Here is a 26132-nt window from a genome sequence, read left to right as displayed (position 1 = left end):
CTTCATATCGGGAAGAAATTATTCATTCTACGATGGCGTCGATACTGCGGAGTTTTGCAATAATAATAGAAACGTCGTGTTCAACGACTGTTCTTTCTGCATTGGAGTATTCCAGAAGCATCTTATCAACGATAGCGGATTCCGTGGTATCGGATTTCAGGCATTCTACAATAAATGCAGCAGTATAGTTGTTTTTTACAATACCATTGAATCTGGTATCGGTGGTTGAGATCATATAATGCTCACCATCTGTTACATGGGTTAGAAAATTAGGATCAAGTTTCATTTTTTTCACGCTTTCTGATCGTATTATCGTGCAGGTCTAAGTCCGACAGCTCATTTGCTATTATCTTATGATCAGGCAGACGATACTGACGGAATTGAAAAATTCTTTCCTGCATTTACACTTAATGTGATAATTATAGCATATATCCATCAGGTAGTCAATGTTTTATGTATATACTTTTTTGCTGTTCGGCGGGGCGTGTCAGCGGTGTCGGGAGATTTTCCGAGCCGTAAAAAGTCAAACGGAAAAATGCTCAAAAAGTCAAGACAAAACTAAAATTTTGTGCTATAATATGACCATAGTAACGTTACTGATATTTTTGGGAGGTGATTCTTATGGCAGATGATAACGAGAGATTTGAACACGGCTTCACCACATTCGTTACGGCACTGGGGTATATCGAATCTCATCTGTGTGAGGATATCACGCAGGAGGACATCGCCGCTGCCTGTTATGTTTCGCTGTCTTCACTGCAAAAGGTCTGGAGGTACTGCACCCATTTCAGCCTGAAAGACTACATCACCAAACGCAGGCTGACCCTTGCGGGACGCTTGCTTCTTTCGGAGGAAGTCTCTGTACTTGATGCCGCCATGAGATTCGGTTATAACTCCCATGAGGTATTCACCCGTGCATTCACGAAAGTGTGGGGGATATCACCCTCGAAGTTCAAAAAACAATGGAAAGGCGACTGCGGGCTTTATCCGCCGCTGAACCCCGAATATGTTGAAAGGAATGATCTTATGAGAGTCAAGAAATATGATATCAGTGAGTTCTACGATTATCTCAGGTCGCAGGCAGGGACTTTTGTTCTTTGCTTTGATATTCAGAACCTTATGATGATAAATAACGAACTTGGCAGAGATGCAGGCGACAAGGCGATTCTTGAAGCTTTCAGGCGTATCAACGAAGCCGCTGAAGAAAATATGATATGTCTGCGTCTGGGCGGTGATGAATTTGCCATGATAACAGAAAGTGATGATACAGAAAAAGTTATTTCACTGGCTGAAAAAGTGCTTTCGCAGAACGGCGGTAAAGTCCCTTACAGCGGCGGAGAAGTCAGCGTATCTGTGAGGTGCGGAGCGATAAAGATAGGGGAGCACCTGAAATACTCCGTGCTGTGCAACGATTTCAATGCAGTTATGGAAAAGGCAAGGTTTTCGGGGAGAATTGAATTTATTTAGTCGGAAGGCTATTATATAATTATTAAAGCCATAGTATTCCTGATTTTCGTTCGGAGTACTATGGCTTATATTATTGAGTGGCAGGTCCCTTGTTTCGCTACTTCTTTTTCTTCTTTCCAAGCTTCATCGTCCAGTTGATAACTATGAACAGCGCAACTATCAAAGTAACAAGGATTATCGCAAGGGCGGGATTGAGAAGCCTTTTGTATTTGTCCTCGGTGGACTCTTTTTTTGAAGAGCTTTTTTTATCGGATTTTTTCGCTCCGTCATCTTCTGCGCGAATGACCTTTACCGTGTATACATTTACTGTACCGTCCTCGGCAGTGACTGTGGCTGTGAGGATATTCTCACCGTAGTCAAGTTCTCCGCCGCCCGATATGGTGACCGTGTCTGAAAAAGCTGCCGCTGTTGTGTTGAGGTCGGCTGTTTCGCATGAACTGTCTGCGTTGACGGTGTACTCAAAATTATCGTATGTAAACTCGGGGGATAGTTCACCTGCGGTGCAGGTAAGTCCGATGAGGTAGCCCTGTACTACGGGCTGTTGATACTGAGGTTCTTCTGTGACATTCTCTTCGGGGGCTTCGGATACGGTGGTATCATTTGGTATGTTTTCGTATGCGCTCGAATCGTCCTGTATTTCAGATTCATCATCCTGTACATCTTCGTTTGCCGCCGCAACATGAACGCTTGCATTTGAATCAGGCTGTTCAAGTACAGTGCCGTCAATGGAGAACACGTATCCGTTGGTAAGCGTGATATTGCTGTCGCCCTCACCCACAGCGGTGAAAGTCAGCGCACAGTCAAGAACACCGCTGTCCTCACCTGGGAAGCTGTTTATTGTGATAAGTCCTCCGCCGCCCCATGCATCACCGCCTGTAAATTCTATAACACTGTCATCGTATTCCAGTGACGAATTGAGATAGCCTATATCGCTGTCGGATTCTATCCTTATGTTAACGGTGAAAGTTTCGCCCACTGCGGGTGTACCGCTGACGGTTATTGTATCGGTGGTATCGGCATAAGCTGTCAGCTGAAACAATGCTGCGGCAGCCAGTGCTGTACCGAATGTTGATATTTTCATTTTACTTTCTCCTTTGCGGAAATATTTTCACGTCTATTATACACCATCAAAGCGCCGCGGTCAACTGTTTTCAAAGTCTTTCAGCATATTATCCATAAATGATATCGTATCCGTCAGACCTGAACGGTTGTAACGATTCAGATCGTAAAGACATTCGCTGTCGTTCTTTACTATGTAATTCGGTTTTTCCTCGACACCGAGAGTTGCTTCAAAGCCCAGTGCTTTTACAGTATCCTCGGCTTCATCGCAGTAAAATCCGTAGGGGTAGGTGAATACATTCGGGCGGAAACCGCAGTTTGTTTCAAACAGCATTTGCAGACCGTCTATATCACTAATAAGGGCATGGCGGTATTCATCATCGGATTCGCCTTCTTTTTTGAGTACTCCACGCCGTTCACCAAGAGAGTGCATGGAACAGCTGTGGTCGCAGAATTCGTATCTGCCGCTTTCGCGCATTTCGGCTATGTCCTTCCAGCTGAGATAGGAATACAGTGCCGACTGCTTTTCACCGCTCTCCGATGCGTTTATCGTGTAATCACCCACCACGGATATGGTCGCCTTGAAATCCTCCTTTTTCAGCAGACCGTAAAGGTACTCGCGGTTGTTGTAAAAGCCGTCATCGAATGTCAAGATAATTGGCTTGTCAGGAAGCTCGCCACCGTAGTTTACATACCTTATCAGATCGTTGACGAAAACAGGTGTAAAGTCTTTTTCCTTGAGATACTCTATGTCACTTTCTATCTGGTCAAGACTCACCACATACTCACTCAGACAGTCATCATCAAGGGTTATGCTGTGATACATTATTATAGGCACGGGAACTCCCTCTTTTCGCGGCTTTTCGGGCTTATCCTCCTGTGCGGCAAAGGTGCTGGTCATTCCTGCTCCTATCGCAATCACCGCAGGCAGAAGTATAGCAAGAAGCAATTTATTCAGCTTTATCGTTTTGAACATTTTATCTCCTCCATGTCAACTGTTATATAATTACAGCGTTTTTTAGTATATATGCGGTATCAGCAAAAAAAATTCAAAAAATGCAGAATATAGGGTTGAAAAAATTGTGCAAATATGATATACTTTAAATATGTTGAAATGGTAAATTAAGCATTTTGATAAATTATTTAACGGGAGGATCCAGATATGAAGACGATCAGTACAAAATTGATGCTGATAATGTTTGTTGTTGCATTGATAATCATATCCGTTCTCGATGCTGTTTCGATAACCGCTATCAGCAAGACCACCAAGGATTCCGTGATGAGTTCTGCAAAACCCCTTTCTGTACAGGGCGTTAAGAACTTTGACAGCTCAGTTCAGCAGTACATAACAGATATGTCCAGGTCTGTTAAATCATCAGATTTCAGCAGTGCTGCAGGTGAAGCTGAAATGGTCGAAGTGATGAAGAGCGGTTTCCCCGAAAATGTCAGGGACAAGATCACCTGTGCTATAATGGGCTCTGAGGGTCAGACTTTGTTTTCCACAAATTCGAGACTGACCGATATGATAAAGAGGGAAGAGGTCGCAGAGTCTGTGTCTTCAAACGAGACATTCATAAGTGATCTCTGTGTTGTTGACAGCAGCAACGGCAAGCAGCAGTACTTCTATATTCTCCAGTCTGCTTTCAGGGATAATAAATATATCGTTGCAGCTACTGTTATAGATACCTCTTCGCTGTATGATATTTTCTCAGCTTCGGATATCGGTCACGAAGGCTTTGTATGTCTTGCGGATAATGAAGGAAATATCCTGATGCATACCGATAAGTCGCTTGCTCTGAAGCGTTTCAACCCCATTAAGGAAGAGAGCAATAACGAGAAATACAGCTCTTTTGCCAAAGCTATGAAGTCCGTTACATCGGGCGTTGAAGACTCAGGCGAGTTCAAGCTCGACGGCAAGGACTATGTCTTCGGCACCTGTGATTCTGCTTACTTTGATTCGACAATGATCTACGCCCTGACCCCGGGTGATTTCATCGGCGGTTCTTCGGGTATGTTCAGGACTATCGTTATATGCGGCATTATTCTCCTGCTGCTGACGGTATTCTCTTCAATGTTCTTCTCCAGACGTCTTTCAAAACCGATAGTATCCGCCACCGCTCGTATACGCGAACTTGCACAGGGCAATCTTTCCGCCCCTGTTGACGTTTGGTACTCAAAGGACGAGCTGGGCGTGCTGACAAGCTCCCTTGAAGAAACGATAGTATGTCTGAGACAGTATATCAACCTGATAACCGTAGCCCTCAACCAGATATCCGACGGCAACCTCTGCCACCGCATGGAGGGTACTTTCAAGGGGGATTTCCAGCAGATAAAGACCACTTTCAATGATATCCTTAATTCCCTTTCTGATACCTTTGCATCTATAAATACTGCGGCAGAGCAGGTAAATACGGGTGCTGTTCAGGTATCAAACTCCGCACAGTCCGTATCACAGGGTTCGACCCAGCAGGCATCTGCGATAGAAGAGCTTTCAGTTACTCTGAAAGATGTTTCAAAGCAGGTCGAGCAGAACGCAAACGACGCTAAGAACGCAGATACCATCGTTACCAGAAATGCAGAAGCTATCGGCTCATGCAATGACGATATGACCAATATGCTCAGCGCTATCAACGAGATAAGGATTTCTTCCGAACAGATATCCAAGATAATCAAGGTCATCGACGAGATAGCTTTCCAGACAAATATACTCGCGCTTAATGCGGCGGTTGAGGCTGCCCGTGAGGGTTCAAAGGGCTTCGGTGTGGTAGCAGACGAAGTAAGACGTCTTGCATCACGTTCCGCAGAAGCCGCTAAGCAGACTGCTTCACTTATCGAAAATTCCTCTGCGGCGGTACAGAAGGGTTCGCAGATCGCTGAAAAGACCGCGGAATCCCTCGGCAGTATAGTTGAAGGCTCGGAAGAGATACAGACACTTGTAAAGAACATCTCCGAAGCATCGGAAGCCCAGACAGAGGCTATCGCCCAGATAAACACAGGTCTCGGACAGATATCCACCGTCGTTTCCGCAAATACCTCGGCTTCCGTTGGTACTGCATCAGCCAGTGAGGAGCTTTCAAGTCAGTCGCTGATACTCAAGAACATGATCGCCAGGTTCAAGCTGAGTGAAGAAACAACTCCAACCGACGGTGTTTCAAAATATGATTATGCTGTTCCCGAGGAAAATTCCTCGATACTCAAAAACAGAGTTATGCAGCTGACAGGTATGGATCTTGACGATGACGACCAGGCATTTTTAGACGATCTTGACGATAAATACTGACGATGATAACAGAAAGGATTTGATCGGATATGAAGAGAAGGATTGGTATACTCACAAGCGGCGGCGACTGCCCCGGACTTAACGCAACTATCAGAGGCGTTGCCAAGGCTTGTTATGAAAAGTTCGGCGAGGACGTTGAGATAATCGGTATACATGATGGTTATTTCGGTCTGATAAATGGTCTTTGCAAGGAGATGAACCAGTCGGATTTTTCGGGCATACTGACCACAGGCGGTACTATCTTCGGTACAAAGAGAACACCTTTCAAGATGATGCAGGTCATCGAAGAAGATAAGGTCGATAAGGTCAAGGCGATGAAAGCCACCTACAAAAAGCAGAAGCTGGATTGTCTGCTGACACTGGGCGGAAACGGCACTCACAAGACCGCCAATCTGCTGTCAAGCGAAGGACTTAACGTTATCGGTCTGCCAAAGACAATAGATAACGATATCTGGGGCACCAGCGTAACTTTCGGTTTCCACACCGCAGTTGATACCGCTACCGATGTCATCGACAGACTGCATTCTACAGCTAACTCTCACGGCCGTATACTTGTTGCTGAGATAATGGGCAATAAGGCGGGCTGGCTGACACTTTATTCGGGTATAGCAGGCGGTGCTGATATGATAGTTATCCCCGAGATACCCTACGATATTGAAAAGCTTGCCGCAGCCTGTGAACGCCGTGATTCCAAGGGATTTTCCATTATGGCAGTCGCAGAGGGCGCTTTCGATAAGGAAGAAGCCAAGATGAAGAAGAAGGAGAGAGCTAAGCTCCGTGCTGAGCAGGGCATAACCACTGCCACCGCACGTATAGCCAAGCAGATAGAGCAGATGACAGGCAGAGAGACCAGAGTGTGCATACCCGGTCATATGCTCCGCGGCGGAAGCCCATCGGCTTACGACAGAGTTCTCGCAACAAAGTTCGGCGTACACGCGGCTGAACTCGTAGCTAAGGAAAAGTACGGCTACGCAGTAGCTATGATAAAGGAAGTAGTATCCGAGAATAAGCTTGAAGACGTTGCAGGCAAAACAAAGTTCGTCCCCGAGGACGACCAGATGGTAAAATACGCCAAAGCACTGGGAGTATCATTTGGAGATAAGTAACAACCAACCGTAACCAGCCAAAGAGGTGAGCTTTGGCTCAAGCCTTTCGCGAAAGGCTTGCGGGAGTTTGAGGGCAGAGCCCTCAATCACCAAGGCGTAAAACCAAAATTCAAAGCGAACTGTAAGAGTAAAACAAACTATCGACCTCAAAAATAGGCGCGGTAATAAAGACATCCAGAGCGTGGACAAACGACCGTCCACGCTCAAACTATCCGCGTAAATTATTGCCGCGCCCGCCGTCAAACAGCGTAAGCGTCTTTGACGGCTCGACCCGAGGTCGCTGCCGACGCAGTCGCAGCTGAGGGGCGAAAAATTTCCTCTTTGGCAGTTTAGCAAGCTTACATTTGCACCGCGGTTCGTTGGTTAAATAATGGAGGATAGATATGACAGAAGTTATAGAAAGATTTTTAAGATACGTAAAGATAGATACGCAGTCCGATGAGGATGCGCAGACACAGCCCAGCACTGCAAAACAGTTCGAACTGGCAAGACTGCTGTACAAGGAACTCACCGATATGGGAGCGGAAGATGTGTACCTCGATGAGTCGTATTGCTACGTATACGCTCGTATACCTGCGAATGACGGTGGTATGCGTTCGTATACTCTTGGATTTATTTCGCATATGGATACTTCACCCGAAGCATCGGGGGAGAACGTAAAGCCCCGTATCATCGAAAACTATGACGGTGGGGATATCACACTCAACGTCGAACAGGGGATAGTCCTTAAAACATCGGTATTCCCCGAAATTAAAGACTATATCGGTCAGTCGCTGATAGTCACCGATGGAACGACCCTGCTTGGTGCAGATGACAAGGCAGGTGTCGCCGAGATAATGACAATGGCTCACCGCCTGCTTACCGATGACAGCATCAAGCACGGCGATATAGCCATAGCTTTCACCCCCGATGAGGAGATAGGCGCAGGTACCGATAATTTCGACCTTAAAAGGTTCGGGGCTGACTACGCCTACACCGTTGATGGCGGCGGTATCGGCGAGCTTGAATACGAGACCTTCAATGCCGCATCTGCTGATATAACTGTGAAGGGCGTGAATGTGCATACGGGTGAAGCCAAGAACAAGATGATAAACGCCGCACGTATCGCGGCAGAGTTTGACAGTCTTCTGCCTCCCGAACAGAAACCCGAATTCACCGAGGGCAGGGAAGGGTTCTTCCACCTTATGAACATCACGGGCAGTACTGAAAGCGCGTCACTTTCATACCTTATCCGCGACCACGACAGGGCGAAGTTTGAAGCGAAAAAAGCCCTTATCACGAAGCTTGCGGATATCCTGAACCTGAGATACGGCGAGGGTACCGTCACCGCCGTGGTCAAGGATACCTACTACAATATGCGCGAGAAGATAGAACCCGATTTCATGTTCCTTGTGGAGAATGTTTCCGACTGCATGAAAAAGCTGGGGGTCGAACCGAAGATACAGCCTATCCGCGGCGGCACCGACGGTTCAAGCCTTTCATTCAAGGGTCTGCCCTGCCCGAATATATGCACAGGTGGACACAACTACCACGGCAGATACGAATACTGCTGTGTTGAGTCTATGGAAAAGATATGTGAACTTCTGGTCATGCTGACCGAGACCGTATAAACAGTAAAAGGCACTTCCAACAGCAGGGAAGTGCCTTTGATGTTATCATGAACTTATTCGGGGTCATATTCAAATTTCGGCATGGGCAGAAGCTTGTGCAGATTTCTTGCGTGCATACCGTCGATGCGGGCTTTCAGCTCAGGCTTGTCGGAGAGGTCTGTCTCTTTTCTGATGTAGCTGTCAAGCTCTGCATAGGTAAATCCCAGATTGTCCTCGTCTGTCTTTCCGCAAAGACCGTCGATAGGCGTTTTGTGAGTAAGCTCATAGGGCAGACCCAGCTCGTCACCAATAGCTATGACTTCACGTACACAGAGTTCGGAGAGGGGGCTGAAATCGCCTGCGGCATCACCGAATTTTGTGGAGTAGCCCACCCAGTCCTCGGACATATTGCAGGTGTTAACCACACGACCGCCAACACAGGCTGCAACTGCGTAAAGTGTGGACATTCTTATTCTCGGGGGAGTGTTCACCCTAGCCTGCTCAGATACTTCAAGAGCGTTGCCGATCTCACCCAGCAGTGCGGAAACTGTACTGCCAACATTTATCTCGTAGCTTTTTATACCCAGATGTGCCACCAGCTTTTTGCTGCAGTCAATATCGAACTGCTCTCCCTGTGGCATCAGCACACCGATGACTCTGTCCTTGCCCAGTGCTTCAACGCAAAGCGCCGCAGCTACGGAACTGTCCTTGCCGCCCGAGATACCGAGTACAGCCTTTGTTGTGGGGGTCGCGTTCGCCTCAAAATACTCTCTTATCCATTTGATAACTTCGTCCTTGACCTTTTTTGCATCGAAATTGCTCATAGTCTAAGCTCCTCTCTGACTTTCATAAGTATTATACCAAGACGGTTCTCGCCCTGTCCGTTGACTTTTCCCCAGATCCGATCATTCCAGTCGTTGCCCTCAACGAGTTCTTCGTCACCCGTTGCAAGAAGCTTTTCTGCAAGGTCTTTATTCTGCGTGAATTTTGCCTTGCATATCTCATACATCAGATCTGTCTTTACTTCTTCCCAGTCACTTCTCAGGCTGACTTTTCTCCCCGCCCTTTTTGCAGAATCGGGGTCAAGTCCCGCGAAAGACCTGCGCTCGCTTTCATCGAGGGTCTTCATCGCCTGAAAAGCGGCTTCGTTATTAAGATAGGTGATACCCTCAAAGGTCACCTTGCTTTCGTAAAAATTGCTCAGGAAAAAATATTCGTCCGTGAATCTGTCTATCATACCGACACCTCTTATTCGGGTCACGCCTTTCGGTAAAGCTTTGATGTCCTGTGTGCCGCGGCTTCATCGAAAAACTCTGTTTCCGTGAGCTTGCCTATCACTTTTTTCCTAAATCCCTGAGGGGAAATATGTATACCCGTGATGGCTTCGTAGGGCTGCTGGAGGTCTGAGATGGTAAAGTATTCGGGCATAAGTCCGAATATCATATCGTGGTTTATCACCTCGTCACGCAGTTTCAGGAATGCGTCGAGTATCATATTGCCGTGGTCGAATGCCAGTTTGTCCGACAGTGTTTTTCCGCATGAATATTCGTACACCACTTCGCCATTATAGTGAAGTTTCAGCGTAAGACCCTCATCGGTATCCGTGGCTTCAAGGTCCAGCCAGTGGGCTGATTCCGCATCGGAACCCGCCGCTGTGGAAAGTTCCACTGTGTTGGTCAAAGCAATAAAACAGCAGGAGATTATCCACCCTCTCGGGTCGCGGTCGGGTCTGCTGTAAACTCCCAGATTTATCAGCTTGGGTTCATTCACTCCCGCTTCTTCTTGCAGTTCTCTTACTGCGGCTTCTTCTATGGTCTCGCCCTTTCGCAGAAATCCTCCGGGCAGGGAATAGCTCCCCATAAAGGGTTCTTCGCCGCGTTTTACCAGCAGAAGCTTCAGCTTTTTCGTGTCAAGATTTTTCTTGTCCTCAGCCTTGATATTGTCGATACCGAATACCACAGCATCTGCCGCCACTGATGGTCTGTCGTAATTTTCAAGTGAATACAGGTCGCTCACCTCTCATTGTAACAAAAAGATAATAACTATTGGTTTATTACAATATACCACTTTTACAGTGAAGTGTCAATATAAATATATAATCCTATATAAATATATTATCTTTACGAGAGACTTCCGCCTGTTTTGCTTTTGTACATCTCGTAAAGGCTTTTGTTCTGGTCGGCGGGATTGATGTCAACGTCCTTGGCGTTGGATTTCCAGCTGTTGTCATCGGGGAGTATATCGTAGGCGATGTTGTGCTGTACCCATTCGTAAGCCATATCCTCGGGGGTGCGGTAGCTTTCGCCGTCACTGCCGTGTACAGGGTGTATATCTGCAAGGGCACCGCAGATGATTATCATATCCTCCTCACTGGTTATCTTGTAGGAATCGATTATCTTCCAGTTATCGGGAGTGTATACAGCGCTGTAAGTTTCGCCGCTATACTCGAATGAGTAATTCGTTTCCCACCCGTCAACGTCGGTCAGGTGTATATCCTCGGCGCTTGTCAGCAGACCTTTCTCCTCCTCGGCTTCCTCGTTCATTTCCTCAACGATATCTTCGATGATTTCCGCATATGAACTTTCTGCTTCTTCCTGAACGCTTTCCGCAACACTTTCGGCAATGCTTTCAGCAGATGATTCCTTTTCTGTAACAGATGGTATTTCTGTTTTGGCAGAACTTTCTGTCACATCATTTTTGGTAACATTATTCCCGCAGGCGGTAAGCATGCAGGCAAGCATTATCGCGGATATTATTTTCTTTTTCATTTTCTTCTCCTTAAAAAAAGCAGCCGCACATATGGCAAATGTCCATATATCAGTTTTGCCCCTGAGCGTTTTGAAAAATCGTTCAGGGGCAAGTTCTTCTACTGATCTGTTTAGGTCAATCTATATTTGATGATGTCTGCTTGTTCTTGTATTCGTATAATAATTTGGTCAATTTAACGGTTGCCTCTGTCATGGATGCATTGGTTGTTTTCTCATAACTGTTTCTGTAAGTAATGGTTGACTGGAAACATATCGCATCTGCAACATTTTTCCAGAAGCTTTCATCATATTCATCAATGAATTTTTCATAGTCAAGATCCATTATATTTTTGTATTCCTGTTCCGTGATCTCAAAAATACCTTCAGAGGGTTCACCGTATGTTTTTCTGTGATCCGAATATGACAGTAGATATTTATCATCCTGAGAATAAACCTTCCATTCAATATCTCTGCCATCTTCTCCACCTGTTTCGTGTATATTGATCGAAACGATCTCACTATCGTTATTTGCGGAACCGGCATGATCATCCTTAATAGTAACAGTACATCCTGAAAGGATGATACACGAAATGACTGCAATCAGACTTGTAATTAACATTGAGAAATGTGCCCTCATTGCGTTCTATCCTCCATTAACACAGAACTATGACAGTAGTAATTATAGCATATCAACTCTGCCTTGTCAATATAAAAGCCACAGTAGCGCTGATTTTTTTTATCAGCAATACTATGGCTTAAAACCTCTGTATCAGTGCCGCACATATGGCAGCAGCTTTGCAGTCGTTGGTATAAGTTGGTATACTTTGGTATCACTCGGAACTTTCCGTATCGTACTTTACAGGCTCGGTATCAAGACCGGGGTCGTTTGTCTCCTCACAGCGTTTTGTGATATCCTCGACTATCCGCTTGTATACCTCAAAACTCTCGTCGTAGTATTTCTGCGCCTCGTCCTTGCTGAGACCCATGGTATCCTGCGGTATCCTTATGGACATATGCACGTCATTGGGCATAAGTTCATATTTGAGTTCTTCCGCCATCACCTTTGAATTGAAGCTGAAACCGTCTTTGTCGATGTACTTGTTACCCGGAAAATCCTTGTCAAGGTCGGTCTTCATCACCGACATGAACTGGTCTTCGGTGTGGGAATCGGTAATAACTATCATACCCTCACCTGTCTGTATCTCCGCAAGAAATTTCTGGGTATAGGTGTTTTTTGTCACCGCGTCGATATTCTTGCCTATGGGTATTGCGATTATTCCCACATGGACATATCCGTTGCCGTCAATGTCATCGGTGTACTTTTCAAAAAATTCTTCGACCTCGGCAGTGCGCTGTGTCAGGTCATTGTCGGTGATTATCATTATGCTGATATCGTCGCGCTTTCTCGTAGCTTCGCTGTATATAAGGAATCCCACTACCAGCAGTGTGATGAAAGAGAATATTACGATGAATTTATAGTGGTACCAGAAATTGGCTACTGCCGCTTTTCCGTGGGGCTTTTCATAAGTATCTTCGCTCTTCGTCAGCTCCGAATCCTCTTCGGCGGTCAGCCCCGACTTCATTTTCAGAAGTTCTCTGCGCTCCTCCTCTATCTGACGGTTACGCTCCTTTTCGGCTTCACGCTCACGCTTTTCCTTAGCGGCTTTCTGTGCGGCGGCTTTTTCCTCGGCCTGCTGTCTTTTCAGCTTTTCTTCCTCCGCCAGCTTTTTTTCGTATTCGTAGTCCTCGGAGTCGATATCCATATCTTCTGTTCTGATATTTTTATTTGACATTTTTCACTGACCTTTCAATTATATTTATATTGATTATAACCGAGAGTTATTAATCTGATATTAATTAATCATGAACTAAAAAACTCTCACAAAATTTTCACCCAATGTCCCGCAAAGGCTTAAATTAAGTTACTTGACAAATAGTCCGATAGGTGTTATAATGAACCCGTGTAAATATATTTCAGGAAACGAGATCAGGGGTCTGATATTGAAAACAGCAAAGGGCATGATATATGCTGTTTAAAGGTTTCAAAGCTGTGACCTCGGTGACGTTTTCCGTTTTTTCGCCGACAAAAATATACATAACTCTCGGCGGACATGAATTATAATGAGATAATAATGGAGAAGATAAGCGAAAGGATAGAGGCTGAGTGAACTTAAAGAGTTTGGTGCGCGTCTTGTCAGTGTGGACGGCTGCTTTATCGGCGGCGGCTCTGCTTATGTCGGGACGTTTTATGCTAACTGCAAGTGCCTATGATTACAGCGTAATAAGCGGCAGTCATGCAACAGGCGCAAATATAAGCGGATATGATTCCGCCATTGCGGTCAGCGTTACCGATCTTGGCGCAGACCCGACAGGCAAAAAGGATTCGTCTGCTGCCATACAGAAAGCACTTGACTATGCAAAAACAAAGGGCAGTGATTCGGTGCAGGTAAAGGTCATAGTACCCGAGGGCACGTACAGTATCCGCAAAGGGCTGTACATAAGCTCCAATACATGGCTTTATCTTGATAATGCCACACTGCGCAAGGATTTCGTGGGCGGCGTGCTCCTTATGAACAATACCGACGGCAACGGCGGTTTTAACGGTGCTGAGAATATCGTCATTGAGGGCGGCTGTCTTGACGGAAATACGGGCGGCGGCAGCGTAAAGGCTTTCTCTGCCATACGTATGGGACATCTGCACGACCTTTGGGTCAAGAACGTTGAATTCAAGGATAACTACAACTGCCATATGCTGGAACTCGGCGGCATCAAGAACGTCACCATCGAAGGCTGCAGCTTCCATGAATACTACGGACAGAAGTTCAAAGAGGCTATTCAGTTCGATATCCTCAATAACGCAAATCTTTTTGACGGCTATGCGCCTTTCGATGATACGCCCTGCGATAATGTCATAATAAGGAACAACAGCTTCTATGACATAATGCGCGGCGTTGGTTCCCATTCTGCCACGGTCGGAAAGTATTATACCAATTTCTATATCGGCGGCAACACTTTCAGCAATATCTACGAGACCGCAATAGTTATGCAGAATTACCGCTGCTGTTCCATCGAGGGCAACAGTATGACAGGTGTCGGCTGCGGCATCGACTTCAGGAATATGACATATCTGGAATATTCGGGATACAATGCACCTGTTGCGGGCTATGACGGCGTATATGACAGGATAAACGATTTTTCCGATATCGTTATAAACAATAATACCATCAGTGCCAATAGTACAGGCTATTGCAATAATGCTTTCGGCATAAGCCTGTACGGCAAGCTTGTGCAGAACAGCAGTCTGCCCGACCACGATTATAAGGTCAGCGGAGTGCATATAAGCTCAAACAATATCACCAGTTCGGGTTCGGCTGTTCAGATGAACGATGCTTCAGGCGTGTTCGTGGAGTCAAACGTCATCGGTTCACCCACCGACGGCACCAAGAGCGGCAGCAGTCTGGTGAGCCTTAAATTTTCAAACGATGTCACTGTCAGCGGCAACAGCATAATCGGCAGTTCGGCAGATGCTATATCTGTTGTAGGCGGCGCAGGCGGAGTTGTCAAAAAGAATTCCTGCCTTAACAGCGCGGGCAGCGGTATCTCGGCTGATAAGAGCGCTGTGGTCACCATTTCGGGAAATACCGTTGAAAATTCTTCCCAGAGCGGTATATATATTTCGGGCAAATCCAAGGCTGAGGTCAGCAAGAACACCGTAAAGGCAAGCTACAGCGGCGTTGCGGTGGAAGGTGCTTCGGGAATAAACGTCACCGAGAACAAGATAAACGGCTGTACCGAGTACGGCATATTTGCGGGTGAAGGTTCAAGTGCTTATGTAAATGCTAATACTTTTACAGAAAACAAAGGTGCGAACTATAAGGGCAAGGTATATGCTATGCCTGTTACATCTTTTGTGGCTGACGGCGTTTACGGCGACCATGTTCAGCTTTCATGGAAGAGCAAGGGCGGTTCCGACGGCTTCTCGATAAAGCGTAGACTTGCGGGCAGTGAGGAGGACTTCACCGAGGTGGCACAGGTAACAACTCCTTCGTTCTCCGATGAATCTCTGCCTTCAAACACAGGTTTTGAGTACAGAATAGATTCTCTGCTTGATACAGGCGAGGCTGTCACCGAAAGCAGTTCAAAGGTGCTGAATATCAGAACTAAAGCTTCGCTCAGCAGATGTACCTGCGATATCAGACCTGTTTACAGATTCACAGGCAGGCGCATCGAGCCCGATATCAACGTTATACTCAACGGCACTAAGCTTGTACGCAATGTTGATTACATCATCAAGTATTATAACAATATCTCTGCGGGCACGGCGACCATCTCGGTAACGGGCTGCGGACAGTACTACGGATTCAAGGAGTTCGACTTTGTAATAAGTCTTTCGGGTGGATACGTACTGCCTGAAAAGGCATCGACTGCACTGAATTTTGCGGGAGACAGCATTGAACGATATGAAGTCCTTGCTTTCTCACCTGACAGTATGCCTGACTTAACAGGACCCATAGCAAACCGTGAGAGCGACAGTCCTCTGGTTTCGGAAATTAACTCGGCAAAGAATACAGATGAACTCAGGATAGTATCCAGAAGAATGACGAATTCAGCAGTGATGCCGTGTTTTGATGCGTGGTATTGATAGCAAGTACTGAGATAAAACTGCCAAGGAAACAAAGCGCGCGGTCAAGCCTCGCGCTAGCAGGCTTGCGGAGAGCACGAGAGGCAGAGCCTATCGGTCAAGGCGCAAAGGCGACGTGGCAAACCAAAAAGCAATAGCAGACTATCTACCGACCAAAATGGCGCGGCAATAATCAAAATAATCGAGCGTGGACAAAACAAACGTCCACGCTCTTTCTGCGTCCGTAAACATATTGCCGCGCCCGAAATCAACGGCGGAACGCTCGTTGATTTCTCGACCCGACGTAGGAGGGGCGAAAACTCGCAAAGCTATGTCCCGAAACTCAACCATCGACTAGCCAACAACCCATCGCCACAAAATAAAAAACAGCTATCTGTTTCATACCTGCAAAAGTGCAGAACTCTTATCCCAAGCACTGCGGTATCAGGTCGCCCCTCAGCTGCGACTGCGTCGGCAGCGCCCTCGGGTCGAGTCATCGGAAACGCTTACGCTGTCCGATGACAGGCGCGGCAATATTTACGGACAAAGTTTGAGCGTGGACGTTTGTTTGTCCGCGCTCTGTATGCCTATATTGCCGCGCCTTTTTTGAGGCGGAAGTTTGTTTTGCTCTTAATGTTTGATGTGCATTTTGGTTTTGCGCCTTGAGTTGAGGGCTCTGCCCTCAAACTCCCGCAAGCCTTTCGCGAAAGGCTTGAGCCAAGGCTCTCTTCCTTGGCATACTTACTAAACTTCGTTGTTGTCCTGCCAACAATTATGAATTATAAGTAATCTTCCGCTTTACATTTCCTTCGGTCTGTGCTATAATTGAGCAAAACAGATATCAAATGAAAGGCGTGATATCATGCTGAAACAAACCATAACTGCTATGATAGCCCTGACTACCGCACTGACTTTCTGCGGCTGCAAGTCAGCAGACAGTCCCGAAAGCAATGTTACAGACAGCAAGCCGATGGTTAGTTCATCGTCGGAAGAACAAAGTATTTCGACGGAAGATACTTCTGCGGATAATAAATCTTCGGTCGAAAGTTCAGACGATGTAATTTCCCTCAACAGTGACCCGTCTCCTGATAACCCCGAGATAGATATAATTACCGAGGATACCATATCCGATAACGAAATACCGATCCTTTCCGAAGATAACACAGATAATTCTTCGCAGGATAACTTTATCATCGGTGACGATGAAAGTTCCGAAAATGAAAACTCATCAGGCAATGATTCTGAGAACGGTCACGGCATTGATGAGATCGAACTGCCGATAGTACCCGTCGATCCGTAAATACGTGCTGATATCACCGTGTTGAAAGTCATACACATTTCACACAATAATTGTTGACTTCTTAAACAAATTATGTTACAATATTATATTATATGACTATATCACATTTCAAGGAGGATAACATGAAAGGTATATTTTCAAAAAGAATGATCGCCTCGGCTCTCGCGGTGATGATAACTGCATCATTCCCGACTGCTGTACCGGGTCACAGCACTGTTTCAGCACTTGACCTTCCCATTATACCCTATGAACTCTCCAATCAAGAAGTGCGCTCATTCTCGTTCACAAACAACACTGACTTCGTCACAGCTTCGCAGAACGGCAAGGAATTGAGTTCGGGCGATACAGTGACCGATGAGTATGAGATAAAAATGTTCTCGCTTTCGCCTTTTACCTACACTGTCAACGGCACTATGTATCCCTGCGATGATTATGACAATATAATGAACAGTTACAAGGCTGAATTCACACCCTACGGCGATTTCACCGTTGAGAAACCCTACAAGCGAGTTCAGCACGATGATGGATTCTACGGTGTGAGCAACAGCTACATCTACCTTTTCCCCGATTATTTCAACGAGCAGGATATGTTCTACGTTGACAAGTCCATCACGGGCGGTGTATTTGATGTTCAGAGAAACGGCAGAAAGCTGTCTTTCAAAACTTACATGGATATGCCCGTAAAGGTATACTACGCTGACAGTCAGGAAGAGATATCGGTAACTCACACAAGCAGTACCTGCAAGAACGAGATAACTCTTCCAAGCTCCACCTACTCGGGCAAGCTTTTCATTGTAAGAAAGTACGTTCAGCCCGGAGATTTTGATGTGCAGATGCTCCCGCTGATACCCGATGATGGTCCTTTCACTGTTACCCACACCAATGCAATGGGCAAGCAGGAAGAGATAGTACTGGGAAAAGGCTTCGCTACCAGCGACTACCTGATGGAAGTTGACGGTGCATTCTCAAAGAGCGCTGTATGGGGTTTCATGCGTGACAAGAGCACAGGCACGGGCATCGTATCCGTAAAACCCGGCACTGAATTTACGGTATATGATGTCTTTGGCGAACCTGTAGAAGTCACAAAGCTCGGTTCTTCCGACGATGTAAGAGAGAACTTTTCATTCAGGGCGTACTGCGATATAACCTATTATCTGGTAAAGGGCAGCACCGCAAAGCCTGACAATTACCTCAAAGGCGATATCAACAGCGACGGTGAAGTTGATGTTATGGACGTTGTTCTGCTGAAACAGTATCTTGCAGGCAAAAACGTGACCCTTAACAAGGCTGTATGCGATATTAACGGCGACGGTGCGGTAAATTCCAATGATGCAGTCACACTGGCAAAGTTCATCGCGGGAACGGTATCCGAAATACACTGATCTAAATGCATGATATACGGTTCGGAAAGCACTGATCTTTCCGAACCTTTTTTATGACTGTATAAAGAACGAAAGACCGCAGGACGAGCACCGTCTGCGGTCTTTGCTATGTATTGTTATTGAAGTTCTTATCCTGCAATAAGCTTTTTGCCCTTAACGTGAGCCGCAATGAGAACGATATCTGTAACATTGAGCTTTCCGTTACGGTCAATGTCTGCATAGATGACAGCCTCGGGTGCGAGTAGCTTCTTGCCCTTTACGTGGGCAGCCACCAGCGTTATATCGGTGACATTTATCTTGCCGTCACCGCTGATATCACCAAGGGGTCTGTCGTTATCTTCGGTAGTAACATCGTCGGAGGTAGTTACTTCATCGGCTGTGGTAACATCTTCAACATCGGAAACCTTTCTTCCGTCCGACATTCTTTCAGCTGCCATACCCTTTACGGAAGCGAATACGATATCAGCTATCTCCTTATGACCGTTTGCGTTGGGGTGGGGGTCGAAGTCAGTTTCGGGGGATATGCCGTATACATCTACATATACAGCGCCTGATTCCTTAGCGATAACTTTCAGCTTCTCGTTAAGTGACTTGATCTGAGGATCAACGTTCTTGCCTGCCAGCTGCATAGCTGCGGGAGCTGCTATCTGCTTTGCAAAAGCCTTGGCTTCAGCGGCTTCCGCGGAATTGCTGAACTGTCCGATAATATTTGCAACATCGGGGAGTTCGCTTACGTCCTCACCACTGCCGATAACATCGAGTGCAGATTTCAGTTCCTCGATATCGGTGTACTGTTTCAATATCTCTTCGAGAGCCTCTGAATCTTCAACACCGAAATCCATTACAGCCTTTTTGAACTCACCGAGAGTTTCGGCGGAATCCAGGGTATCGATGACCTTTGCCATATGCTCATAACCGAAAAGCTTTTCCAGCTGTTCTTTTAATTCGGTGATATTTGCGACCTTTTCGTTGATAGTCTCGGTGAATTCCTTTGTGGGTTCGCCCTTTGCATCGGTCATATCTTCGGTCTCTGCCGCGGTATCGGAAGCCTTGGCAAAGATGGGTCCCAGTACAGCAAGTATGTCCTTTTCCACATCAGCAGATTCTTCGGCGGTACGGTATGGATTGAACATTCCCACCAGAGCGATATCTGCATCGCCGTTTACTTCCTGAACAGCCTTAACAACACCCTTTACATGGTCGGCAGACTGCTGTACGAGTTCTTCTGCCTTAGAGCCGATATTCTTCATGTAGTTAGCGGCTTCAAGGAAAGTATCAGCTGTTATGCTGTCCTTGTTCTGGTCGATGATCTGCAAGCCTGCACCCATAGCGGTCTCTGTGTCAGTGCCGAAGAGGGTAAACATAAGTGATGTAGCCGAAGCCCTTATAACGGGATTCTCATGTACCAGCATTTCGGGTATAATGCTCATTATAATGTCATTGCCGCCCAGCTGGATGCTTACCAGGTCAGCTTGAGTCAGATATTTCTGATAGATGTCGTGGTAAGGTACAAGGACCTCGCTTGCACCCTGACTGCCAAAGGTTTCAAGTATCTGAGTGGCGAATTCGCCCTTGTAGCCCTGCTGTCTGATGGTCTTTTCGATATCAGCCGCACGGTATGCGGTAGATGCAAGGTTAGTGCCCTGAACATCAGCACCGAACTCTGCACCCAGCTCTTTCAGCTTGCCCGAAAGTATTGCGGGATAAGCACCCTGTACAGGGTCAGCAAGAAGCTTGTCGGTAATGACCAGTGCGGGGTCTCCTGCGATACCCTTATCCTTGCCGAGACCGTAGCCAGCGGCGATACTGTCACCCAGTGCCACGTAGTTGTAAGTCTTCTTCGCAGCAGGCGCGGGAGTATCATTCTTCTCCGCAAATGCGTTAAGACCTGTGGCACTGCTCAACATCATTGCAGCGCAAAGTGCCGATATAAATTTCTGTCCTCTCATTTTAGTTGTCCTCCTTGGTCTTCTTTTCATTTATCTCTATCTTATGGTCTTTTCTGACCCTTATCTTTACGGTGTCACCGTTCTCGGAATAGTTTATCACCATCATATGGTTTTTACTGCATGGTGCATAGTAGCCGTTGTAATCGTGAGTAAGCAGTATATAATCTCTCTTTGCTGTTATCTCACCTATCTCGAATTCATTGTAGAACTTCACAGCGTCAAGCTTGTACTTGCGGCAGATGTACTCTACAAGATCGGGGGTAGGCTCTGCGCGGTCGGGGTCGAGGATTATCTGTCCTACAACGTCATATCCGCCCCTGTCGTTCTTGAATGCGCTTATCTCCCATTCGCTGATGGGGTCCTTCTCATCGAGAGAGCTTTCTATCTCAAAGAGGAATATCCTCTTGCCGTTCTCATCAACACAGGAATCGGAACCTCTGCCGAGAATGGTATATGAACCGTCTGCGTGTCTTACTGCGATATCCCCTGTGATGCCCCATTTTGTGCCGTTCTCGTCGAAATACCAGCGTGCCGCTGTGGCTTCGGGATTATCGAGATAGCGGTCAGCCGATGCAGGGCTTGTAACATGGAGGTTTCCGGGAACTTCGTTATCGGTGATGATATTGCCCTCATCGTCAAGAAGCTTCACGCGGATATAGGGGTCAAGGGGTTTGCCTGTCTCGTTGGTCTTGGTGGCTTCATCCATGAAGTATGTTACCAGAGTAGCGCCGCCCTCTTCACTGGCACCGCCGCCGATGGAATATCTTACCTCACAGCCGTTGTCTTTCAGCCACTTGTCTATCTTACGTACAGCGCTGACATTTACAGCCTCTCCGCCCGAAGCAGGTCTTCTCAGGCAGGACAGCGCATCGGGTGAAAGCACGCCCTGTCTTACGCTCATCAGGTAGAAGCTTGCGGTAGCCACAACACAGTTGCACTGTGTCTCTGAAAGGTCTCTTGCAAAGGTATACTTATTGTATATAGGTCTGGGGACAAGGGTACCGCCCCTAACCAGCGGCATTATCGCACACACTCTCTCGCCTGTCATATGTGTAAGGGGTATGCACTGGAAGTTTCTTTCGCCCACGTAGTTCTGTGTATCCAGTCCTGCGTGCATCTCAACATAAGCGTTCATCGAGTATTCCTTGTATACCACGCACTTGGGTCTGCCTGTTGTACCACTGGTGTAGAAGTAGCTGATATCGCGGTCAAGGTCGGTGGGACCTAAGTCCAGAGGGATATCGCTTTCCTCGCCTGCCTGTCTCAGGTCTTCCAGCCTGATGAACTCAACGCCCTTGATCTTATCCAGATTATTCAGGCACTCCATTATCTGTCCGATATCAAATACCTCCTGCATCTGTTCGGGCATCTCCGAAGTATCAAGGAACATACCCTTTTTATCCTCGGGGAGATAGTCGTCAAGGTTCATCACGATGACTTTCCTGACACCGCTGTCTGCAAGATGGTCAACAAAATAAGGCAGGAATGCGTCAAGGGTAACGATGACTTCCGAGCCCTTGTCCTTGGTGTAAAGCTCGAAATCGTTTTTGAGGAAAAGGAAGTTCACATTGTTGCTTATTGCCTTTACAAGGTTCACGGCGAAAAGCATCATAAGGTTCTCAACGCTTACGGGCATACACAGCGTAACAACATCCCCCTCTTTTACGCCTGCCAGCTTCAGTCCTCTGGCATAGGCTTCTCTCAGCGCGGGAAGCTCGCCGTAAGTTATCACCCTGCCGAAATAATCAAAGGCAGGACCGTCCAGATTGTCCTGATTGAAGGTCATGATATTATCAAAAATATTCATGTTGTAGATCTTCGCGCCGTTGATGACGCGGTCTACCTTTGCCCACTCGGGGAACTTTCTCTCGATAGTGCTTGTGTTGATCTGTGTTGTCGTCCTCATAGTTTTGTCCTTTCTTTTTCGGGAGCGTTATATATATGTATGCTCCTGCGGTTGGGATCTCTGAATGATTCTCCCCCTGTCGGTGTCTCTCTTCCCGACGCTTTTCAGTATATCACCGATTTCTTAAAAAGTCCTTAACTGCTTAAACGATTTCCTTACTTTTTCCTTAAATCATTCTTAATCGGATTTAAGATATTTGGTAACAAAGTGAAAACCGCGTGTCAGCGTCACTTAATCGTTTACATTATTTTCAGTAGAGGATCGGGCTCTGCGTTTTTTGCAAAATATAATTATTTGAAACTGTTTCTGGTTTGTTTCATTTTTTGGTATCGCAGTTAAGAATTCTATTATTTTATATAAAAATGTTCAAAATTTAACCGTATTCTTGAAATATTACTATGTTAAAATAACAACATAATAGGAAGAATACCACAACCTAATTTTGTTCAGGGAGGTTAAATTATGAATTTATTCAAGAAGACTCTTGCAGGGGTTCTCGCCATGAGCATGGCAGCATCTGCTGTACCTTTTGCAGGTATGGGCATCGCTGCTGTTCAGGCATCTGCACAGGACATATCCTCGACCATGGAATGGGGCACGCTGAGGATAGGCGGCGGCGGATTCGTATCGGGCATCGTTACGGGCAAGGACGTTATGTACGCAAGAACAGACGTTGGCGGCGCTTACAAGTACAACTACGATACCGAGTGCTGGGAACAGCTCTTCGGATTTATCAATGAAGCTGACCGCGGTCTGCTGAGCGTTGACGCTATGGCTATCGACCCTACCGATGATGATACCGTATACTTCCTCTGCGGCTGTGCTTACTTCTCCTCCGAGAAGACCGTTATCTTCAAGACTACCGACGGCGGAAAGACCTTCACCGAGATAGACGTTACAAGCCTTATCAAGGTAATGGGCAACGGCGACGGCAGACAGTGCGGTGAGTCCATCGCAGTAGACCCCGACAACCCCAACATCATCTATGCGGGCGGCGACGTTATGAGCGACGACAAGTCACTGTCTGCACTTATAAAGTCCACCGACGGCGGCAAGACATGGAAGCCTGTTATCGGCTATGACGATCTGGGACTTTTCAGCACCACCTGCAAGTGGCCTACATGGGGCAACGTAAATGCACGTTCCGTAACTGCCGATGCTTACAACAACCAGAACGGCGTTGCTAACATCGCCATAACAGGCGGCAAGGTATACGTTGGTACATCTATAAAGGGCGTTGCAAACGTTCACGTTGCAAATGTCAAGGACGACAAGTACAGCGTTCTCAGCAAAGACCTGCCTACCAATGTTTTCCCTTCAAGAATCAATGTTGACGCTAATGGCGATCTGCTTATATCCTACATCGCAGGTCTTGCATTCAACGGTGCAAGCGGCGGTGCTTATAGATATTCTCCCAAGACAGGTAAGGTAACTGAGCTCTTCGATACTAACTTCGGTCTCGGCTCGGTATGGGCTGACCCCACAAACCCCGACCACCTTATCGCAGGAAGCTGCGGCAAGTGGCAGTCACAGCTGTGGCAGGAATGGACAGAAGAACATGGTCCTGCATGGGGCGACCAGTACTTCCGTTCCTTTGACGGCGGCAAGACATGGCAGAATTTCTCACCCGGACAGACCCACGGCTGGAACCAGCCTCTGGTATCCAACTATCTCCAGGACGGCGGCTATGACTGGATAGTTGATAAGGCTATACACTGGTCGGGCACTGTTGTTACTGACCCCCGCAACCACGACAGAATGTTCATAACCTCGGGCAACGGCGTGTTCGTATGCGATAATCTGTGGAGCACAGATCAGGATAAACTGCCTACATTCACTTTCCACCCCGATGGTATCGAAGAAGTTGTTTCTCTCGACTTCGTAAGCACTCCCGACGGTCTTGACCTTTCGGCTATCGGTGACTACGACGGCTTCGTTCACGAGAAGGAAGACAAGATAGGTCTTCAGTATCAGCCCAACATGGGTTCGACCTCAGCTATCGCAGTATGCCCCCAGAACACAGATGTATGGGCAAGAACCGCAAACGGCGACGGCAACAACACAGGCAGTGCTTATTACACCCTCGACCGCGGCAAGACATGGACAGCTTTCAAGCCTGCCTGCACAGGCGGCAAGCTCTCCATAACCGAGCTGAAAAAGGGTACTTACAGGATAATCAATACCAGCGCTAACGGCGCAGTAAGCTATTCCGACGACTTCGGCAAGACTTGGAACAAGTCAAGCGGCATCGACGCTTCAAAGACCGTTTACACTCTGGTTGACCCCAAAGACCCCTCGATAGTTTACGCTTCGGGCGTTAAGTACAACGAGTACTGGGCATCTGATATGACCAAGAAAGAGCCTACTCTTGACGAGTGCCACTACAGCTTCTACATCAGCACCGACTACGGCGCAACATTCACCGCAAAGACCCTTTGCAGATATGATATGTGCGACAGCACAGGCGACCCTGCTTATCAGGGTGACGGTTCCATCATCGTTGCAGGCGGCTGGTACGGTATGTACAAGGTATCAAACAAGGGCGCAAGCATCGAGAAACTGGATAACGTATTCTACGCTAAGACAGTGGGCTACGGCGCACCCGAAAAGACAGGCGGTCTGAATACCCTTTATATGTACGGCAGACCTGCAGAAAGCGACCCAGAGGGCATCTACCGTTCAACCGACGGCGGTAACAGCTGGGATTGCATCAACACCGACCACCTCTACGGCGGCACAGGCAACGGCAACTATCTTGTAGGCGATATGGACGAATTCGGCAAGGTATATATGTCAACTGTCGGCTGCGGTATAGTATACGGCAAGATCGCAGGCAACACTTCAAGCGGAGATGTCAAGGCTCCCAAGATCAGTACCGAATCTCTGGAAAACAGCGTTAAGCTCAGCTGGAACAAGGTTTCGGGCGCATCGAAGTACGCTGTATACGGCGAACAGAACAACAAGTGGGTGAAGATCGCCGAGACAAGCAGCACTTCTTATACCGTCAAGAACCTGACAGCAGACAAGAACTATAAGTTTGCTGTACTGGTATACGCAAACGGCAAGTGGAACAGCGATTATTCCAACGCAGTGACCGCATCACCCAAGGCTGCTTCAACTGAAATAACATACCCTACCAACATCAAGGTAAATTACAGCGAGCAGTTCCATCAGGTACAGTTCGTATGGGATAAGGTAACCGGCGCTGACAAGTACGGCATTGCGGTATACCTTGCAGGCAAGTGGAGAGTTCAGACCTCGAACGTCACCACCAACAGCTATGTAACACCCAAGAACCTTACACCCGGCATGACCTATAAAGTAGCTATCGCTGCAAGAGTAGGCGGCACATGGGATACTGCAAACGCTATCAAGAACGCAGTCACAATAACTGTGAAGTAAAAATAAGCATATACGAAAAAGTCCCGAAATATAAGCGTTTCGGGACTTTTTTGATTCATAATTGTTGACAGGAAGATAACATAGCTGTACTTAGGATAGAAAGCCAAGGAGAAGAGCTTTTGGTCAAGCTTTTCGCGAAAAGTTTGCATGGAGCAACAGTCAGCAAAGCTGACTGTTGAGGGGCAGAGCCCTCGTATCAAGGCGCAAAACTAAAATACACAGTAAGCTTTAAAAGCGAAACAATCTTCCGCCTAAATAGGGCGCGGCAATATAGGCATACAGAGCGTGGACAAACAAACGTCCACGCTCAAACTTTATCCGTAA

Annotated in this window: 19 protein-coding genes; 8 read left to right on the top strand and 11 right to left on the bottom strand. The window is 46.9% G+C overall.

The window, feature by feature from the left end; all coding sequences use genetic code 11:
* Positions 1 to 22: 22 nt before the first annotated feature.
* Positions 23 to 286 carry a PqqD family protein gene (locus N773_RS0105165; RefSeq protein WP_080678302.1) on the bottom strand — a complete coding sequence of 88 codons (264 nt, stop codon included), beginning with the start codon at positions 284 to 286 and terminating at the stop codon, positions 23 to 25.
* 335 nt (positions 287 to 621) lie between these two features.
* On the opposite strand from N773_RS0105165, the gene N773_RS0105160 reads away from it, so the two are divergent.
* Positions 622 to 1467: a helix-turn-helix domain-containing protein gene (locus tag N773_RS0105160; RefSeq protein ID WP_024856796.1), complete on the top strand. Its 846-nt coding sequence runs from the start codon at positions 622 to 624 to the stop codon at positions 1465 to 1467.
* Between the two features lie 97 nt (positions 1468 to 1564).
* Here N773_RS0105160 and N773_RS0105155 read toward each other — a convergent pair whose 3' ends face one another.
* Positions 1565 to 2548 (bottom strand): cadherin-like beta sandwich domain-containing protein, encoded by a 984-nt coding sequence (locus N773_RS0105155; protein WP_024856795.1) that lies wholly within the window; start codon positions 2546 to 2548, stop codon positions 1565 to 1567.
* A 60-nt stretch (positions 2549 to 2608) separates the two neighbouring features.
* Positions 2609 to 3502 carry a polysaccharide deacetylase family protein gene (locus N773_RS0105150; RefSeq protein WP_024856794.1) on the bottom strand — a complete coding sequence of 298 codons (894 nt, stop codon included), beginning with the start codon at positions 3500 to 3502 and terminating at the stop codon, positions 2609 to 2611.
* 186 nt (positions 3503 to 3688) lie between these two features.
* Here N773_RS0105150 and N773_RS0105145 point away from each other — a divergent pair, with 186 nt between their 5' ends.
* The 3 genes from N773_RS0105145 to pepT all read left to right on the top strand — a co-directional run bounded on the left by N773_RS0105145 (position 3689) and on the right by pepT (position 8522).
* Positions 3689 to 5806, top strand: a complete 2118-nt coding sequence (locus N773_RS0105145) for a methyl-accepting chemotaxis protein (RefSeq protein WP_024856793.1) — start codon at positions 3689 to 3691, stop codon at positions 5804 to 5806.
* A gap of 29 nt (positions 5807 to 5835) precedes the next feature.
* Entirely contained in the window at positions 5836 to 6912 is a 1077-nt protein-coding gene (locus tag N773_RS0105140; RefSeq protein ID WP_024856792.1) for a 6-phosphofructokinase, read from the top strand.
* 383 nt (positions 6913 to 7295) lie between these two features.
* On the top strand, positions 7296 to 8522 hold the full coding sequence (gene pepT, locus N773_RS0105135; protein ID WP_024856791.1) for a peptidase T: 1227 nt from the start codon (positions 7296 to 7298) through the stop codon (positions 8520 to 8522).
* Positions 8523 to 8575: 53 nt separating this feature from the next.
* On the opposite strand, the gene nadE is transcribed toward pepT, so the two are convergent.
* From nadE to N773_RS0105105, 6 genes are all read right to left on the bottom strand, one after another.
* A complete protein-coding gene (gene nadE, locus N773_RS0105130) occupies positions 8576 to 9325 on the bottom strand; it encodes an NAD(+) synthase (RefSeq protein ID WP_024856790.1) in 750 nt (249 codons plus the stop codon).
* The gene (locus N773_RS0105125; protein ID WP_024856789.1) at positions 9322 to 9738 is read right to left on the bottom strand and encodes an NADAR family protein; all 417 of its coding nucleotides are present in this window, start codon (positions 9736 to 9738) and stop codon (positions 9322 to 9324) included. The genes nadE and N773_RS0105125 overlap by 4 nt, the downstream gene beginning before the upstream one ends.
* A gap of 20 nt (positions 9739 to 9758) precedes the next feature.
* Positions 9759 to 10517 (bottom strand): NUDIX hydrolase, encoded by a 759-nt coding sequence (locus tag N773_RS0105120; RefSeq protein WP_024856788.1) that lies wholly within the window; start codon positions 10515 to 10517, stop codon positions 9759 to 9761.
* Positions 10518 to 10621: 104 nt separating this feature from the next.
* Positions 10622 to 11269 carry a hypothetical protein gene (locus N773_RS0105115; RefSeq protein WP_024856787.1) on the bottom strand — a complete coding sequence of 216 codons (648 nt, stop codon included), beginning with the start codon at positions 11267 to 11269 and terminating at the stop codon, positions 10622 to 10624.
* Positions 11270 to 11384: 115 nt separating this feature from the next.
* On the bottom strand, positions 11385 to 11885 hold the full coding sequence (locus N773_RS0105110; protein WP_024856786.1) for a hypothetical protein: 501 nt from the start codon (positions 11883 to 11885) through the stop codon (positions 11385 to 11387).
* Between the two features lie 193 nt (positions 11886 to 12078).
* The gene (locus N773_RS0105105) at positions 12079 to 13041 is read right to left on the bottom strand and encodes a hypothetical protein (RefSeq protein ID WP_024856785.1); all 963 of its coding nucleotides are present in this window, start codon (positions 13039 to 13041) and stop codon (positions 12079 to 12081) included.
* A 440-nt stretch (positions 13042 to 13481) separates the two neighbouring features.
* Here N773_RS0105105 and N773_RS0105095 point away from each other — a divergent pair, with 440 nt between their 5' ends.
* The 3 genes from N773_RS0105095 (at position 13482) to N773_RS0105085 (ending at position 18551) form a co-directional block, all read left to right on the top strand.
* Positions 13482 to 15890 (top strand): right-handed parallel beta-helix repeat-containing protein, encoded by a 2409-nt coding sequence (locus N773_RS0105095; RefSeq protein WP_242840354.1) that lies wholly within the window; start codon positions 13482 to 13484, stop codon positions 15888 to 15890.
* Between the two features lie 841 nt (positions 15891 to 16731).
* A complete protein-coding gene (locus tag N773_RS0105090; protein ID WP_024856783.1) occupies positions 16732 to 17169 on the top strand; it encodes a hypothetical protein in 438 nt (145 codons plus the stop codon).
* Positions 17170 to 17291: 122 nt separating this feature from the next.
* Positions 17292 to 18551: a dockerin type I repeat-containing protein gene (locus N773_RS0105085; RefSeq protein WP_024856782.1), complete on the top strand. Its 1260-nt coding sequence runs from the start codon at positions 17292 to 17294 to the stop codon at positions 18549 to 18551.
* 128 nt (positions 18552 to 18679) lie between these two features.
* Here the strand turns inward: N773_RS0105085 and N773_RS0105080 are convergent, their stop codons facing one another.
* Together N773_RS0105080 and N773_RS0105075 are read right to left on the bottom strand one after the other, a co-directional pair.
* Complete coding sequence (locus N773_RS0105080) at positions 18680 to 20500, bottom strand: SGNH/GDSL hydrolase family protein (RefSeq protein ID WP_024856781.1); 1821 nt, start codon at positions 20498 to 20500, stop codon at positions 18680 to 18682.
* A 1-nt stretch (position 20501) separates the two neighbouring features.
* On the bottom strand, positions 20502 to 22406 hold the full coding sequence (locus tag N773_RS0105075; protein ID WP_024856780.1) for a class I adenylate-forming enzyme family protein: 1905 nt from the start codon (positions 22404 to 22406) through the stop codon (positions 20502 to 20504).
* A gap of 462 nt (positions 22407 to 22868) precedes the next feature.
* On the opposite strand from N773_RS0105075, the gene N773_RS0105070 reads away from it, so the two are divergent.
* Positions 22869 to 25808, top strand: coding sequence for a fibronectin type III domain-containing protein (locus N773_RS0105070; RefSeq protein WP_024856779.1), 2940 nt, complete (start codon positions 22869 to 22871; stop codon positions 25806 to 25808).
* Positions 25809 to 26132: the final 324 nt, after the last annotated feature.

The sequence above is a fragment of the Ruminococcus albus AD2013 genome (genome assembly GCF_000526775.1).
GTDB lineage: Bacteria > Bacillota > Clostridia > Oscillospirales > Ruminococcaceae > Hominimerdicola > Hominimerdicola alba_A.
Note: the sequence above shows the minus strand (reverse complement) of the source record. Positions and strands in the feature narration are given on the sequence as shown.